11 protein-coding genes and 1 tRNA gene are annotated in these 15,001 nt (G+C 68.8%); 1 reads left to right on the top strand and 11 read right to left on the bottom strand.

The genetic code is table 11. From position 1 onward, the window contains the following. Positions 1–108: 108 nt before the first annotated feature. From Q8O14_13140 to Q8O14_13120, 5 genes are all read right to left on the bottom strand, one after another. Positions 109–399 carry a hypothetical protein gene (locus Q8O14_13140; protein MDP2361673.1) on the bottom strand — a complete coding sequence of 97 codons (291 nt, stop codon included), beginning with the start codon at positions 397–399 and terminating at the stop codon, positions 109–111. 59 nt (positions 400–458) lie between these two features. Continuing rightward, on the bottom strand, positions 459–1,163 hold the full coding sequence (locus Q8O14_13135) for a sigma-70 family RNA polymerase sigma factor (protein MDP2361672.1): 705 nt from the start codon (positions 1,161–1,163) through the stop codon (positions 459–461). 607 nt (positions 1,164–1,770) lie between these two features. Further along, positions 1,771–2,106, bottom strand: a complete 336-nt coding sequence (locus Q8O14_13130) for a hypothetical protein (protein MDP2361671.1) — start codon at positions 2,104–2,106, stop codon at positions 1,771–1,773. After that, on the bottom strand, positions 2,106–3,443 hold the full coding sequence (locus Q8O14_13125; protein MDP2361670.1) for an SUMF1/EgtB/PvdO family nonheme iron enzyme: 1,338 nt from the start codon (positions 3,441–3,443) through the stop codon (positions 2,106–2,108). Before Q8O14_13125 ends, Q8O14_13130 begins: the two co-directional genes overlap by 1 nt. Before the next feature lie 255 nt (positions 3,444–3,698). Beyond that, on the bottom strand, positions 3,699–4,868 hold the full coding sequence (locus Q8O14_13120) for a tyrosine-type recombinase/integrase (GenBank protein MDP2361669.1): 1,170 nt from the start codon (positions 4,866–4,868) through the stop codon (positions 3,699–3,701). Positions 4,869–5,814: 946 nt separating this feature from the next. On the opposite strand from Q8O14_13120, the gene Q8O14_13115 reads away from it, so the two are divergent. Further along, complete coding sequence (locus Q8O14_13115; GenBank protein MDP2361668.1) at positions 5,815–8,505, top strand: ATP-binding protein; 2,691 nt, start codon at positions 5,815–5,817, stop codon at positions 8,503–8,505. Between the two features lie 247 nt (positions 8,506–8,752). Here Q8O14_13115 and Q8O14_13110 read toward each other — a convergent pair whose 3' ends face one another. From Q8O14_13110 to Q8O14_13085, 6 genes are all read right to left on the bottom strand, one after another. Beyond that, positions 8,753–9,913, bottom strand: coding sequence for a VCBS repeat-containing protein (locus tag Q8O14_13110; GenBank protein ID MDP2361667.1), 1,161 nt, complete (start codon positions 9,911–9,913; stop codon positions 8,753–8,755). Positions 9,914–10,048: 135 nt separating this feature from the next. Continuing rightward, positions 10,049–10,121, bottom strand: a tRNA-Gly gene (locus Q8O14_13105). Positions 10,122–10,270: 149 nt separating this feature from the next. Further along, positions 10,271–11,275, bottom strand: a complete 1,005-nt coding sequence (locus Q8O14_13100; GenBank protein ID MDP2361666.1) for an iron ABC transporter permease — start codon at positions 11,273–11,275, stop codon at positions 10,271–10,273. Beyond that, positions 11,272–12,063, bottom strand: coding sequence for an ABC transporter ATP-binding protein (locus Q8O14_13095; protein ID MDP2361665.1), 792 nt, complete (start codon positions 12,061–12,063; stop codon positions 11,272–11,274). Before Q8O14_13095 ends, Q8O14_13100 begins: the two co-directional genes overlap by 4 nt. Before the next feature lie 16 nt (positions 12,064–12,079). Beyond that, positions 12,080–12,991 (bottom strand): helical backbone metal receptor, encoded by a 912-nt coding sequence (locus Q8O14_13090; protein ID MDP2361664.1) that lies wholly within the window; start codon positions 12,989–12,991, stop codon positions 12,080–12,082. 13 nt (positions 12,992–13,004) lie between these two features. After that, positions 13,005–14,912 (bottom strand): TonB-dependent receptor, encoded by a 1,908-nt coding sequence (locus tag Q8O14_13085; protein MDP2361663.1) that lies wholly within the window; start codon positions 14,910–14,912, stop codon positions 13,005–13,007. Positions 14,913–15,001: the final 89 nt, after the last annotated feature.

Here is a 15,001-nt window from a genome sequence, read left to right as displayed (position 1 = left end):
TTGTCCCCGTCGTCGAACTTGAGGTAGCGGCCGCTCTCCAGGGTGTGCTGCTCGTGGCGCTGGGTCATGTCGTCGAACCGGCCCATGTGGGACCTCCGATTTGATGGATTACTGCTTCTGCTGGATGATGGACAGGAGATGCACGACGGCCGGGTGCCGCCGCAGGTTGAGGGCCGGCGGGCGGGTGGGCGCGCCTGCCGGATCGCGCAGGGCGTCCAGGCAATCATGGAAGGCGCCATCCACGCAGCGGCACAGCGTGAAGACGGCCTCGTCGGGGATGGGGTGCTCGGCGGCGGCGCCGCCCACTTGCAGCGCCAGGCGCAGGAAGGCCTGGCGCACGCGGTCCTCGGCGGGACTCGCCTTGGGTTCGGTCATGATGCTGTCCTTGATTCCGGCCATGCGGGGGCTCCTCGTCTTTCCCACTAATGGGGCGGCGAGATGGCCGGAATCGGACAGGGTCAGCGAAATCTCCTCGAATTTTCCAGGCGGCGCATCAATCGGTAGAAGCGCTTCTGGACCGTGTTGTAAGCCTCCCCGGCCATGTCGGCCATCTCCCGCAGTGTGTAGCCGTACACGTAGAGACCAGAAAGCAGCGTGCGCTCCGCCTCGGTCACCGGCATGTCCTGGATCAAATCCTCCAGCGCTTGGTAGGCGTCCGTCCGCTCGTCCCGGACCCGGTCCTCCATCAGCGCCTCGTCTGGGCGCTCCGCCCTTCGGGCATCCTGCTGGTAATCGCGCGCACCCACCACCACGCGCAGCCGATCCTTGGTGTCCCGCTCGATCTCCCGGGCCAGCCAGGGGCTGGCCAGCCGCTCCACGCTCATGGCCTGCAGCGTCTCCAGGAAGGCCCAGACCGCGGCGCTGGCGGATTCATCCAGGGTCGCCCCGGGCGTGCGGTAGCGGACGGCCAGGGCCTGCAGGGCGGGCGCGTAGGCGACCAGCAGCCAGAGGCGGATGCTGGGCCCCTCCGGCGGATCCGCCTGCAGATGGCGGATGACCGCGGCCAGCGCCCGGACGGCGGGGACGGGATCGGCCTTGACATTTGCCAGCAAGGCCAGGAAATCGCCCAGGGACGGCGGCAAGACCGGCTCCCGGGCAGCCAGGGTCAGGTAGTCGGAGAGGGAAGAGGGGGTGAGGGCGTCAGTGCGTTTGGTGGGCAGCATGGCCGCTCCGGTACTGGGTCAGCACCGGCGCGAAGCCGCCAGAGAGCATGATCAAGGCCCGGGCGCGTGGTGCGCGCCGGAGCCGACAGGTGATGGATTGGACAGAGTCCGCCTGGGAGACCCACAGGCATGGATCACCCGGCCCGTGCTTTTCACGCGAGTGGCCTGGGCATGGAAGTGCCCCGGGACGGACCTGTCCGCTTGCTACGCCTGGCGATCAACCAGGCGGGGACTGTCGACCCGGGTTATCTGGTGGCGAGCAGAATCGAACGGGAGAGGGTGATATGAGGAACGCGCCGATTGCCAGCACGGGGTTGGAATCTATTCAGGCAAGACATGATGGGCTCCACGAAAGCAGGTCGAGGTGTGACGACGGGAGCCAAGATAAGCGGGTCTGGTACAAGGGTCGGGCGCCCCGTTGCAGGGCTTGGGGATCCGAGGCAGGTCTTCGGCAAACCGCGCTCGGTATGGACTTTGGACCGCTCCAGCAGCGGATGCGCGAATTCCACGACGTCGATTTTCTGTGGGATCAAGCACTTCGCCAGATGCTCAGAATCTGTCCGTCAGCGCTGCCTGAATGGTGTGCGAGGACAAAGGTTCCTTAGCATCAACCACTAGCATATCGCAGCGCTTGCTCGGCTTGCTTGCGGTTGGCGGCCACCACGCAGGCGGGCAAGCCCTGTTTCTCCGCCACGCCGAAGCGCCATTCGCGCAGGCGCTGGTAGGTGGCCGTCTGCTCGGCGTCCAGCCCTTCCGGCAGCGCCTCGCCCTGTACGGCCTCGTCGTACTCCACCCACACCGTCCACCAGGCCTTGCCTTTCCAGGCGAAAAACTCGGCCCGTTTCTGCGTCACGCTGCGCGTGGCGCAGAAACGGTTCAAATCCTCCTCCTGGAACAACTCGCGTTCTGCATCAAACGAAAGGGTGAAAATCCTCACCGGCATCAGGCTATGCCACCGGCATGTTTCCATCCCACCTCGCCCCCGCTTCGCTCGGGGCGGGCGGGACGGAAACATGCTCTCCAAAGGGTAAAAGGGTAAAAGTTCATAGGGTTAAGGGAGGGTCCTGCAGAGACGGAAGCCGTGGAGGTAGCGCGTGCCGGGGCGTTGAAGAGGCGAAGGGCGCATGGCAGGCCGGCCGCGCCGTGGACCCAACTGCCGCCCCGCACGACACGGCTGGAGCCGCTGGCTGGACCCGGCGGATCCGACACCGCCCCCGCGCTGTAGCTCGTGTACCAGTCGTTGCACCACTCCCACACATTCCCCGCCATGTCCTGCAAGCCCAAGCTGGACGCACCCGCCGGATGCGCCCCCACCGGGCTGGTCCAACCCACGCAGTAGTAACTGCTGTTGTAGAAGTTGGCCAGCGTGCAGGTGGGCGATGTGGGTCCCCAGGGATAGGTGCGTTCGTCGTCGTGTTGGGCGGCGAATTCCCATTCCGCCTCGGTGGGCAGGCGGTAGCCCGTGGCAGTGTAGGGATTGCGGGGGTTGGGAATTTGGCCCCATTGGCCTTCGTAATAGCGGGGCAGGTTCTCCATCTGGCTGCGCCAGTCGCAGTAGCAGGCCGCGCCGTACCAGGACACGGACTTCACGGGGTGGTTCGCTGGGTCGTAATTGCCGCCGGGGTAGGCCTCACCCGGACCCCAGCTTCCAGCATCATAGGTTCCGGCATGCAGATAGAACTGCTGCGTGCCAGCGTTGTAGCGGATCTCATAGCGATCAAAGCCGCTCTGATTGATGCGCAGCAGGTTCACATTGTACTGCTGCACATAATCCCCCCCCACGGAGACCAGACCCTGCGCTTTGGCCCAGTTCAAGGCCTCCAGGTACTGGGCATTGGTCACTTCTGTGCGGCCCAGCAGGAAGTCGTTGGTCAAGGTGACCTCGTGCTCGGGCGTGGCCACGCCCGCCTGGCCCATCATGAACTGGCCGGCGGGGATGCGCACAATGTCGTGGGGAAAGGATTCCACACAGGACTGGACCTGGACCCTGTAGAAGCCCAGCTCGCCAGCCAATGAATCGGTCAGTGTGGTGGTGGAGGTGCTGTCGATCCAGGTGGCTTCCGAGGGGAGGAAGTTCGGCGTCTGGCTCTGGTGTACATCGTAGTAGACGCAGTCGAGGGGATTGCCCAGGGTGTCCTGGCTCACCGGCGACCAGTTCAACTGGATGTGGACCGAGTCCACCAACTGGATCTGTAGATCGGTGACCGGCAGCGGTGGCGCGGCCAGGGTCGGCTGACTGGCGATCGCGCTCAGGGCAAGAAGGTAAAGTGCGTGCTTCATGCTGTCCCCCGGGCTGTGGCAAGGTGGGCTGTGCCTCTGTGATGAGGCAATGTCTGCGTTCCCTCAGATCGGCACGCTGCTCGCGGTATGCCACGGTGGTGATCGGCGTGTTCACCATTACGGCCTGCCGAAAATCAACGTTGTTAACTGTACCAAGCTGTGAAGGGCGAACAGCGATTGTTAGTAATCCGACAGCTAATCTCAAAGCAGAGATCGGATCATGACAAGAATCTTGGATTATTAAACGCGTGTAGACTAACCCCTCGCCCGCCGCAGCATCTCCTCCGTCGCCCGCTCCACGCTGGCCCGCACCGGCTCCAGAGCCAGGCGCGCGTAGATCTCCGTCGTCACCTTGGACTCATGCCCCAGCGTCTTTTGGATCACCTCCAGTGGGGTACCTGTATCGATCTGGAAGGAGGCCAGGCTGCGGCGCAAATCGTGCAGATGCAGATCTTTCAATCCAGCGCGTTTGCAGATCCGCAGCCACCCAAACTTAGGCTCTCGCATGTGCTCGTTGCTGCGCCCGTTGCGTCCGGGAAAGACAAACTCGCCTGTGGCTAACTCCATCCGTTCGCGCAGGATCTTCATCGCCACAGATGAGAGGATGACATCCAGCTCCTTGCTGTTCTTGGATTCGCTGGAAGGAATCTGCCACAGCCCAAGATCCATTGAAATGTCCTTCCACCGCATGCCCAGCATGTTGGACTTCCTGGCACCCGTGAACAGGGACAGCAGGACGAAGTCACGGACGTCCCGGTTGGGCTCCTCATCCACTGACTTGAAGAAGGCAGGAAGCTCCTCGGGTGTGAGTCGGCGGGACCGCTTGTTCTCACGGTAGAAGGTGATCGCCATGGCAGGGTTGGCAATGTCCATCTCGTGCTCGCGAATGGCACGGTTGAAGACGGCGCGCAGCAGGGCAATCACTCGGTTGGCCTGATGGTGGCCATGGTAGTCACCAATCTGTTGGTGGAGGTCGACGACTTCTCGCCGTCGAATGGAGCGAAGTGCTCGATGTCCAGACCAGTCCTTCAAGAAGCGCTCCCACTGCATCCGGTACTGGTAGATGGTGCCGGGCTTGCGGTGTCGTTGCAGATAGGCACAGTACTCGTTGTAGGCGTCCTCTAACGAGAATGCTGCCGCCCGCTCACGCTGCTTCAATTCCTCTCCAACTGGCTCGCCAGTGATCATCTTGAGGATGAGATCAGAGGCCATTCTTCTGGCCATTGGAATCGGAACCTCAGGGTATGGGCCGATGCGCACATGCCGCTTCACCCCATCCTTGGTCTTGATAGCATAGAAGGATTTGGCCCCTTTGGCCGTCACCATCAGGGCCAGGAGAGGGACCTGCTCATCGTAGAACCAGTCCCTGGATTTGGTGGTCGTCAGCTCGTCCAGCAGCTTCTGCGTGAATCGAATCCTAGCCATTTAACGCCTCATCAGAAGGTTAGGGGGGCCATTTCGGTCGCCGTCCGGTCGCCGTGAACCCCCGCCAAATGTTGCCAACGCGAGGCGATATGTAAAGTGGCTCGGGACTCAATCCGTATCGTATCTCTTTGATATTCATGCTTTTCTGCCACGCCATGCCATTCCATGCCGTGCTATGAAAACAGCCGGTTTTCGGGTAACATAAACTACGGATCAGAAGGTTGGGGGTTCGACTCCTCCTGGGTGCACTTGAGGATCATGGGGTTCCGGGAGACCGGAACCCCTTCTCCATTGTCGGCGCTCCTTCTGTTCTGTCACTTCCGCTCTGTCCCTTTCCACCAATCGGAATCGCCAGCCATGGTCTGGCGGCAAACACGTGGCCAGGGCGACGGCCCGTGGTTTGAGCAGGATGATCACTTGCTACAACGGGTCTCCTGCTGTGCCGCCATGGGCAAAGTGGCTCCGATGCGGGCAGTGGGATCCTTGACCGGACATCGGGCCTCACTCACAGGGCGTCCGACACCGTTGGGCACCGGCGGCCATGCGGTCCAGAGCGTGGACTCAGGCGGCACATCCACCTGGAATGGGGCCAAGCGCCGATGGACCGTGTGCTCCGCGCCATCGCGATGCGAAGTCCAGCCATGCCCCCAGTCGTTGTCCATGCCCATGTGACCTGACCCAGAGCCTTCCTCCAGTTATTGCGTGGATGTCAGGGTGGGCGGGGCCGGTCGGCCCCCATCCCGCGCGCCGGGTCCATCCCTTCGCCCTGCACCTGTCGGTCGATGGACCTGCCCCGGTCGGCACCGACAGATTCCGTTCGCTACTATGGGTCCGTCACTGGCAGTCCTTCCAACAGCAGACGTCTTCGCATCGGTACTGGAACTGAACCCAGCCCAGCCGCCGGGAGCATGTCCATCCCGGCAGGGGTCAATCTGGAGGAGGGCGGATGATGGGAGTGCGGCCACGGAGTCACCCATGCGCCCGTCGCCTGAGCGCCGGCGGCCTGCTCCTCCTCTGCCTGGCGCTGACCTGCCTGGCGCCGAGGCCTGGTGGGGCCCAGCCCACCTACCGCGTCCTCCTGGTCAATTCCTACCACCCGGGCTACGGCTGGTCCGATGAGATCCAGACCGGTCTGCGCGAGGCCCTGTTCGAATCCTTCGGCGCCGGCCTGGAACTGCAAGTGGAATACCTGGACGGCAAGCGCCATTCCGCCGCCCTGGCGGGAGAGCTGGGCGAGCGCATCCTGGCGGTGTGGGCGGCCAAGTTCGCGGGCACCCGCTTCGACCTGCTGCTCGCCTCCGACCAGGACGCCCACGACCTGCTGTGGCGGGCCCGGCCGCGTCTCTTTCCCGGCATCCCTCTCCTCCACTCCAGCGTGGAAAGGCCGGCCCCCTCCGACTCGATCACGACCGGCATCCGGATCAGCGAGGATCTGGGCGCCACTGTGGAATTGATCGCCCGGCTGCGGCCGGGCTGCCGCATCTGGGTGGTGACGGACGCCACCACCACCGGCCGGATCAACCAGGCCCGCCTCCAGACCTTGGCCCCTGGCCTGAGCGGCGCCAGCCTCCACTTCTTCGATGAGGCGGGCGCGCTGGAGGTCCGCGACCTGCTGGATCGCGTGGCGGTCCTGCCGGCCGAAGATGCCGTTTTCTTCCTGGATTACGCGGCCGCGCCCTCGGGGGCCGTGGATCTGCCGGAAGTGCTGCGGGAACTGGCGGCCATCGCGCCCGTGCCCATTTTCAGCCATCGCGAACAGCATCTGGCCTGGGGCGCCACCGGCGGGATGATGAGCAGAGGCCACGCCCTGGGTCGCCAGCTGGCTGGTCTGGCCACGCGTGTGCTCAAGGGCGAGTCCCCCGCCCGTCTCGGGGAGGTGGTTGAATCCTCCGAAGCGGTCTTCGACTGGCGCCGCCTGATCCAGCACGGCATCGCCCCGGACCGCCTGCCGGCGGGCAGCCGCCTGCTCCACCGGCCCGTCGGCACTTGGCGCGCCAACCGGCACATCATCCTGCCGGCCCTCGCCTTCATCCTGGTGGAAGGCCTGCTCATCGTCTGGCTGATCCTCCTCCTGCGCCGGCAGCGCTCCCTGCGCCGGCTGGCCGCCCAGGCATCGGAGCGCTTCCGACGCCTCTTCGATCTGGCGCCCATCCCCATGTCGCATTCGGCGGGATCCGGCCGCATCCTGGGCCTCAACCGCCGCTTCACCAACGTGACCGGTTATTCCCTGGAGGACCTGCCCACAGTGGAGGAATGGTTCCGCCGCGCCTATCCCGACCCGGATTACCGCCGGGAGGTGATGCGGTCCTGGACCGCGTCCCTGCAGGATGGTTCGGCCCTGCACCCCCAGCTCTACCAGGTTGCCTGCAAGGATGGACAGACGCGCCCCATGGAAGTGGCGGCCACCCAGGACGGCGACGGTCTGCTCGTCTGCCTGATCGATGTGAGCGAGCGGGCGCGGGCCGAGGTGGAGCGGGAGCGGCTGCGCCGCCAGCTGGTTCAATCCCAGCGGCTGGAATCGGTTGGCCGCCTGGCGGGTGGGGTGGCCCACGATTTCAACAACATGCTCTGTGTCATCCTGGGCCACTGCGAGCTGGCCCTGGCCGGCCTGGAAGCCGGCCAGCCACTCCACGGCGATCTGCTGGAGATCCAGAAGGCCGCCACGCGCTCGACCAATTTGACGCGCCAGCTCCTGGCCTTCGCCCGCCGGCAGACGGTCATGCCCCAGGTGCTGGACCTGAACGAGGTGGTGGCCGGCATGCTGGACATGCTGCGGCGCCTCCTGGGCGAGCACCTCACGCTGGACTGGCGGCCGGGTCCAGCCTTGTGGCCCGTGCGGATGGATCCTTCCCAGGTGGACCAGATCCTGGTCAACCTCTGCGTCAACGCCCGGGACGCCATCCAGGGAACCGGCCAGGTGACGGTGGCGACGGACAACGCCACCCTGGAGGCGGAAGCCTGCGCCAGCATGGCCGACAGCCTGCCCGGCAACTATGTGCGGCTGGTGGTGAAGGACACCGGGTGCGGCATGGACCGGGAGACCCTGTCCCACATCTTCGAGCCCTTCTTCACCACCCGGGAGCTGGGCAAGGGCACGGGCCTGGGTCTTGCCACCGTCTATGGCGCCGTCCGCCAGAACCACGGCTTCATCGACGTGGCAAGCTCGCTGGGACAAGGCACGCGCTTCACCATCCACCTGCCCCGCCATGCAGGGTCGGAGCTGACCGGCGAGCAGGACGCCGCCGCCCCTGCCCCCGCCCGGGGCCGCGAGAGCATCCTGCTGGTGGAGGACGAGGCCGCCATCCTGGACATGGTGGCCCTCATGCTGGAGCACCTGGGCTACACCGTGCTGGCTGCCAGCTCCCCCCTGGAGGCCATTGAGGTGGCCAGGCAGCGCGAGGACGGCATCGACTTGCTCCTCACCGATGTGATCATGCCCGAGATGAATGGCCGCGACCTGGCCCGGCGCCTGCAGGAGGGACGCCCGGGGCTCCAGTGCCTCTTCATGTCGGGCTACACGGCCGACGTCATCGCCCACCATGGCGTGCTGGACCCGGACCTGCACTTCATCCAGAAGCCCTTCTCCCTGGCCGATCTGTCGACCGGAGTGCGCGTGGCCCTGGGCGCCCAGCAATGAACCCGAAACGCCGGACCTCCTAGTTCAAGTCCGCCAGCGCGAACTCACACGTCGCGTCCATGTCCAGATCCTTCAGGCGGATCCGGGCGAAGTCCGAGACGTGACCTGACCCCCCAGAATTGATCCAGGCCGATTGTTTGGAGTGGGCCAGGATCCAGCTTGGCGTGCAGGTCAAGCCGGAACAGGTTGTGCACATCTGAAAAGGTGGACTCTGCCGAATGCGGGTTCGCGCCGCGGTCGGACGGCCTCAGCGGACCCGCGTGACGCGGAAGAGCGCGCCGCCGTCGGCCGGCAGCGCCTCGTCCCAATGGCTGCCTGCCGTCTCGCCCAGCAGGATCCACTCCCCGCCCGGCAGCTCCTTCCGTTGGACGCGGACCACGTCCCCGGGCAGGCCCGCGGGCCATGTGAGGCGCAGGACGCCGGACACAACAGTGGCAAGCAGGGGCTCGGGTGGAGCGGGCGGCGCCAGGCAGAGACGGACCAGTCCGTCGCCGTAGCCCACAAGCAGGTCGGGGACGCCGTCGCCGTTCCAGTCCCTGAAGACGGGACGGCTGCGCTGGGTGCCGGGCAGGTCGAAGGCCGCGCCGCCGCAGACAACCGGCTCCCAGGGGCCGTAGGCCTCGTCCGCCATGGTGCCGTTGTTGCGCGAGTAGAGCAGTTCGCCGTTCGTGTTGCCGCTGACCAAGTCGGGCAGTCCGTCGCCGTTGTCGTCCAGCACCACGAAACAGGAGCGGCCGCTGGTCACGGCCAGGTCGGCCCCCGAGGCAGCGCTCAGCAGCAGGGGCGCGGCCAGCAGGGGCGCGCCCGGGCCGCCCTGGTTGAGCGCCACCCGCGCCTTGCCGTCGAGGGCTCCACAGAGCAGATCGGGGCGGCCGTCGCCGTCCCAGTCCAGCCACTCCGGCGTGGCGCGGCTGCCCACGTTGAGCGGCACCTGTCCGCCCTGCGGCCCCACCGTGACCGCCACGCCGGCCGCCAGCAGCGGTGCGCCGGGCTGCCCCTGGTTCAGGAACAGCAGGACCGTGCCGTCCGAGCGGCCCACGAGCAGATCCGGCAGCGAGTCGCCGTTCCAGTCCGCGACGCGAGGACAACAGCCCATGCAGCCCGAGCTGGGCTGGACAATGTCCGCCCCTGCCGCCTGGAGGTAGGTCCAATTCGAGAAAAGGGGCGCGCCGGGTCCTCCCTGGTTCAGGTAGAGGCGGATCTTGGACTGGGGGGCGGCGCCGCCGCCCTCGCCCACAAGGAGGTCGGGCCGTCCGTCGCCGTTCCAGTCGGCCAGGTCGGGAATGGCATAGCCGTTGACGGCCAGGGGAACGCCGTCCGCCAGGACGGTCTCGACCGGCCCGAACCGCGCCGCGGCCAGCGCCGGGGTGCAGAGAACGAGCAGGGAAAGCAGTCGTGCAGCTTGCATGGATCTCTCCTTTGCCGGTGGCGGCGGAAGGCTAGGATAACGTCGGCGTTGGGGCAAGGGAAGAATGGAGGGTGGCGCAAGGTTCCGCTCTGGACTGGGTCGGCGAAAGCCGCCCGGAGGCGGCCTGGGCAGGGAAGCGAGCGACGAGGCTCGAACTCGCGACAACCAGCTTGGGAAGCTGGCACTCTACCAACTGAGTTACGCTCGCAGGTGGGCCAAAGATAAGGTCGCGACTCTCTCCAGACAAGCCGGCGGACCGGCAGCAAGACGCCGGCCACGCCCTCCCGGCGCGGATCCGGGACGGACTGGCTTCCTTTGCCGTCCCTCCTTCCCGGCGGTCTGTGGCAGGCCCCGCCCTCAGCCGCCCTTTCTCACCAGCAGGGCAAGGAAGACCGGCCCCCCCAGGCAGGCCGTGATGACTCCCACCGGCAGCTCGGCCGGCGCGATGAGCAGGCGGGCCAAGGTGTCGGCCAGGACGAGAAAGCCGCTGCCCGTCAGAAGGGCGGCGGGAACCAGCCGGCGGTGCCCCGGCCCCACCAACAGGCGGGCGGCGTGGGGAGCCATCATCCCCACGAAGCCGATGGGACCGGTGACGGCGACGAGGGCGGCCACCAGCAGGGAGCTGAGCCAGAAGACGGCGCCGGTGAGCCGGGTCAGGTCGAGGCCGCGGCCGTGGGCCGTCTCCTCCCCCAGGCTGAGCAGGTCGAGGTCCCGCGCCGCGCCCCAGGCAAGCAGCGCGGAGAGGGCGAGCAGCGCGGCCGGCAGGGGCAACAGGGACCAGGAGGCCGCCTCGAGGCCGCCCATCAACCAGCGCAGGATGCGCAGACTCTGGCCAGGATCGGTCATCACCTGGATGAGCAGGAGCAGGCTGGCAAAGGTGAAATTGAGGGCGACCCCCGCCAGCAGCAGGCCGCCGGCGCCGTGGCGGTCCGCCCGCCGTCCCAGCACCCAGCAGAGCCAGCCGGCAAGCAGAGCGCCGGCCAGGGCGCCACCCTGCGCCCCCGCCAGCCGCAGGCCCCCGGCCAGGGGAGCGCTGAAAGCCAGTCCGCCGCCGGTCAGGACGAGGGCGGATCCCAGCGCGGCGCCGCTGGAGATGCCCAGGGTGTAGGGGCTGGCCAGGGGATTGCGGAAGAGGGCCTGCAGCAGGAGTCCGGCCAGGGCGAGGACCGCCCCCGCCACCCAGCCCAGCAGAACGCGGGGCAGGCGGATCTGGAAGAGGACGAGGGCGTCGGGGCTGGCGCCGTCGGCCAGGGCCCGCCCCAGGTCAAGGGGCATGGCGCCGGCCAGGAGGCCCGCCGGCAGGCTGGCCAAGCTGAACAAGGCCAGCAGGATGAGCACCCCGCCCGGGGGCGGCCGCTTCATGGCTGGGGCGCCTCCTGGTCACCCTCCTCCTCCAGCAGCCAGGTGCGCCCACTGCCCGGCCGCCGGGCGGCGGCCAGGGGCAAACCGAAGAGACGGCCCAGCCAATCGCCCTCGGCCAGGTGCGCGGCCGGCCCTTGGCGCAGGGGTCGCCCCTGCTCCAGGGCGAGGAAGCGGTCGGCCCGCCAGAGGGCCTCGTTCAGATCATGGCTGACGTAGATGAGGGAGATGCCGTCCTCCGCCAGCGCGGCATCCAGCCGGGCCCACAGGCGCCGCCGCTGGCCGGGGTCGAGGAAAGTGCCGGGCTCGTCCAGCAGCAGGATGCGCGCTTCCTGGGCCAGTGCCGCCGCCAAGCGCACCAGTTGCCGCTCGCCGCCGCTCAGGGAGTCCAGGCGGCGCGTGCGCCAGGGCAGGCAGCCCATCCGTTCCATCGCCTCGCCGGCGCGCCGGCGGTCGCGGGCGCCGAGCAGCCCCAACCAGCCCAGGTGGGGATAGCGCCCCAGCAGCACGTAGTCCTCCACGGTGAAGGCGCCGCCCCCACCCTCCGTCTGGGGCAACAGGCAGATGGCCCGCGCCCGCTGGCGGGGCGCCATGGCGGCCAGGGGCATTCCGTCGACGAGGACGCGGCCCCGGGCGGGCAGGCGGCCGCTGATGGCGCGCAGCAGGGTGGACTTGCCCGAACCGTTGGGCCCCACCAGGGCGAGGCGCCCGCCGGGCGGCAGCTCCAGCGAGACACCCTCCAGCTGGAAGCCGCCCACGCGGCAGCCCAGATCCTCCACGGTCAATCGCATGACAGGGCTTCTTCCATCAAGGCTTCCCGGCGCCCGGCAAGGGGGCGTCCGGCCCGCCCGCCAGCAGCGAGGCCAGCATCCGGGCCGCCTCCAGCAGCCGCGGTCCGGGCAGGATGAGACAGTCCTCCCCCAGGGCCCGCACCTGCCCCGCGCGCACCGCCCGCAGCTCCGGCCAGGCCCTCCAGTCCGCCGCCAGCGCGGACAGGCAGCGGCCGGGGGGCGGCGCGGGCCACAATTCCAGGATCCAGTCCGGATCGAGCCGGGCCACGCCCTCGCGGGACAGCAGGGGCTGGGCCGGGCTCAGCCCCTCGGCCGCGTTCCTCGCCCCCAACTGCTCCAGGAGATCGGCCAGCCAGCTGCCGCGGCCGATCACCCACAAATCGCGGGGTGGCCCCGGTTCCGGCGCGCGGTCCGCCACCAGCAACACGCGGGCGGGCGGCCCCTGGTCCGCCCGGCCCCGGGCCAGGTCATCCAGCCCCCGGCGCAGGGAGTCGGCCAGCTGCCGGCCCCGCTCCGCCAGGCCCAGCAGGCGGCCCAGCTCCTCCATCCCGGCCAGGACCTCCGCCAGGCGGTCCTGGGCGATGACCGCCACCGGGATGCCCAAGGCCTCCGCCCGCTGGCGGGCTTCCCGGCTCTCGGGGGTGAGCAGAAGCAGGTCGGGCCTGAGGGCGACCACCGCCTCCCAGGAGGGATCCAGGTAGCCGCCCACCGCCGGCAGGCGCTCCACCGCGGCCGGATGAGAGCAGTAGCGGCTGCGTCCCACCAGCCGGTCGGCCGCCCCCAGCGCCGCCACCGTCTCGGTCAGGCTGGGGACCAGGCTCACCACCCGGCGCGGCGCGGCCTTGGCCCCGCCCGCCAGCAGCAAGGCGAGCAGCAGGACGACCGCGACGCGGGCGGAATGGGACGACGGAGTGCGCGAAGCGGCCACGTGGGCAGGCCTCCTAGAGATTCCAGTCCAGGCCCAGGCGCCAAGCCCGCTGCTCTCCCTGGTAGCCCAGGATCTCCTCCACGCGGGCGTCCAGCAGGTTCCGCACCGTGAACCAGGTGGACAACTGCCGCGACCAGCGCCAGCTGCCGCGCAGGTCCAGGCAGGCGAAGGCGGGCAACTCCGTCTGCCGCGCCGGCCAGGCGGCGAAGTCCAGATCCAGGCGCCGGCCCTCGCGCCGCCAGGAGGCGGCCAGCCGGCCCGGCCCGCGCCCGGCCTCCAGCCCCAGGCGCAGCACGCTGCCCGGGCGGCGCGGCAGCTCCTGGCCGCTCAGATCGTCCCGTACCTGCTGCCGCAGCAGGCGGGCGCTCCAATCCAGACCAGGGAGCAGGGGGCCGCCCGCCTCCGCCTCCAGACCGCGGCTGTGGGTGCGTCCCAGATTGGTATAGAGCCAGGTGGCGCCGTCGAACTCGATCTGCTCGCGCACCTGGATGCGGAAGGCGCTAAGCGAGGCATGCCAGGAGCCGTGCCGCAAGTCCAGCCCCAGATCGGCGCCGCGCGAGCGCTCGGCCCGCAGCTCCCGGTTGCCGTAGGCGCTGTGCAACTGGTAGAGGCTGGGCGCCTTGAAGCCGGTGCCGGCGCTGCCCCGCAGCAGCAGGCCCGGCGCGGGGGACCAGCCCGCTGCCAGGCGTCCGGTGCTCTCCCCGCCCTGGCGCGAGTGCTGGTCGCGGCGGAGGGAGGCGGTCAGGGTCCAGGGGCCGCGCCGCCAATTGTCCTGCAGGACCAGGCCCAGGGCGTGGCTCTGGCGCCGGGGGAAGAGTTCGGCGTAGTCCCCGAATTCACTGCTGGACAGCGAGGAGGAATGTGCCCGCTCCCGTTCCCAATCCATCGCCAGGAGGAGATTGTGATCGCGTCCCAGGGGACGGGCGTGCTGCAGGCCAAGGTGCGAGACCGATCCGCGATAGGCCGCGCTCAGGCTCTCGCCGGGATGGAGCGCATCCACCGGGTTGTCGTAATCGCGCGCCGTGCGTTGCTCCCAGAGGCTGGCCTCGCTCCGGGCCGCCCCCTGCCCCCAGGCGGCGTGCAGGCGGACGCCCTGCCGGCGGGTCCGCGCCACGTGGTTGGGATCCTCGCCGCCGGCCCCACCCATGTTGTCCAAATCGGCGCGGGAGTGCTCGCGGCTCAGCGCGAGATCGAGATCAACCGTGGGCCGCGGCCGCCAATCCACCCGCAGGCGGCCGTGGCTGGAGCGCAGGCCGTCGGCCTCTCCCCCGCCGCTGGCGGGACGCGCGGCGGACCAGCCCCCCAGCTCGTCGTGGCCCAGGTCCAGGCCCAGCCCCAGCGCTCCGCGCCGCCCCGCCGCACCGGCCCGCAGGCCGGCTTGACCCAGATTGCCGCCCTGCACCCCCAGGCGCAGGCCCGGTTCCAGCGGCCGCGTGAAGACCTGCACCACACCCCCCATGGCGTCGGCCCCGTAGAGGGCGCTCTGGGGGCCGGCCACGATCTCAACCCGCTCCACCGCTTCCAACGGGATGGTGGACAGGTCGACGGCGCGGCCCGGGCTGGCCGGGTCGTTCAGCTCCATGCCGTCCACCAGGAAGAGGGTGTGGGCATCGCCCAGGCCCCGCAGGCGCAGCGTGGCCGTGCCGCCTGGACCGCCGGCACGGCTGATGTCCAGGTTGGCCGCCTGCTCGAGCAGGCCGGCCAGGTCGCGGGCGCCGCTCTGCTCGATCTCGCGGCGGCCGATCACGGTCACGGCGCTGGCCACCTGGTCCGGCCGCAGGGGCGTGCGGGTGGCGCTGACCACCACCTCCTCCAGCTCCACCACGCCGCCGACGGGCGGGAGCGCCTCGGTCGCCGGGAGGGGGCCTGCCGACAACAAGGCCACCAATGCCGCCCCCAGCCACTGGACAAACCGACTCATGATGCCTCCCTGGCCCGCGCCGGGGCCGGTTGCGAGGCTTCCACCGTGTGACGGGACAGGCGCCATCCATGCAAGAAGCCCGGACCTCC

This window comes from bacterium (assembly GCA_030685015.1).
Taxonomy (GTDB): Bacteria; CAIWAD01; CAIWAD01; order CAIWAD01; family CAIWAD01; genus CAIWAD01.
This window is presented reverse-complemented; position numbering and strand designations above follow the sequence as displayed.

Excerpts from the sequence above, each read along its gene's own strand:
- Q8O14_13125 (MDP2361670.1), bottom strand. The coding sequence starts at position 3,443 with ATGAAGCACGCACTTTACCTTCTTGCCCTGAGCGCGATCGCCAGTCAG.
- Q8O14_13140 (MDP2361673.1), bottom strand. The coding sequence starts at position 399 with ATGGCCGGAATCAAGGACAGCATCATGACCGAACCCAAGGCGAGTCCC.
- Q8O14_13095 (MDP2361665.1), bottom strand. The coding sequence starts at position 12,063 with ATGCGATTGACCGTGGAGGATCTGGGCTGCCGCGTGGGCGGCTTCCAG.
- Q8O14_13100 (MDP2361666.1), bottom strand. The coding sequence starts at position 11,275 with ATGAAGCGGCCGCCCCCGGGCGGGGTGCTCATCCTGCTGGCCTTGTTC.
- Q8O14_13130 (MDP2361671.1), bottom strand. The coding sequence starts at position 2,106 with ATGCCGGTGAGGATTTTCACCCTTTCGTTTGATGCAGAACGCGAGTTG.
- Q8O14_13085 (MDP2361663.1), bottom strand. The coding sequence starts at position 14,912 with ATGAGTCGGTTTGTCCAGTGGCTGGGGGCGGCATTGGTGGCCTTGTTG.
- Q8O14_13110 (MDP2361667.1), bottom strand. The coding sequence starts at position 9,913 with ATGCAAGCTGCACGACTGCTTTCCCTGCTCGTTCTCTGCACCCCGGCG.
- Q8O14_13115 (MDP2361668.1), top strand. The coding sequence starts at position 5,815 with ATGATGGGAGTGCGGCCACGGAGTCACCCATGCGCCCGTCGCCTGAGC.
- Q8O14_13135 (MDP2361672.1), bottom strand. The coding sequence starts at position 1,163 with ATGCTGCCCACCAAACGCACTGACGCCCTCACCCCCTCTTCCCTCTCC.
- Q8O14_13120 (MDP2361669.1), bottom strand. The coding sequence starts at position 4,868 with ATGGCTAGGATTCGATTCACGCAGAAGCTGCTGGACGAGCTGACGACC.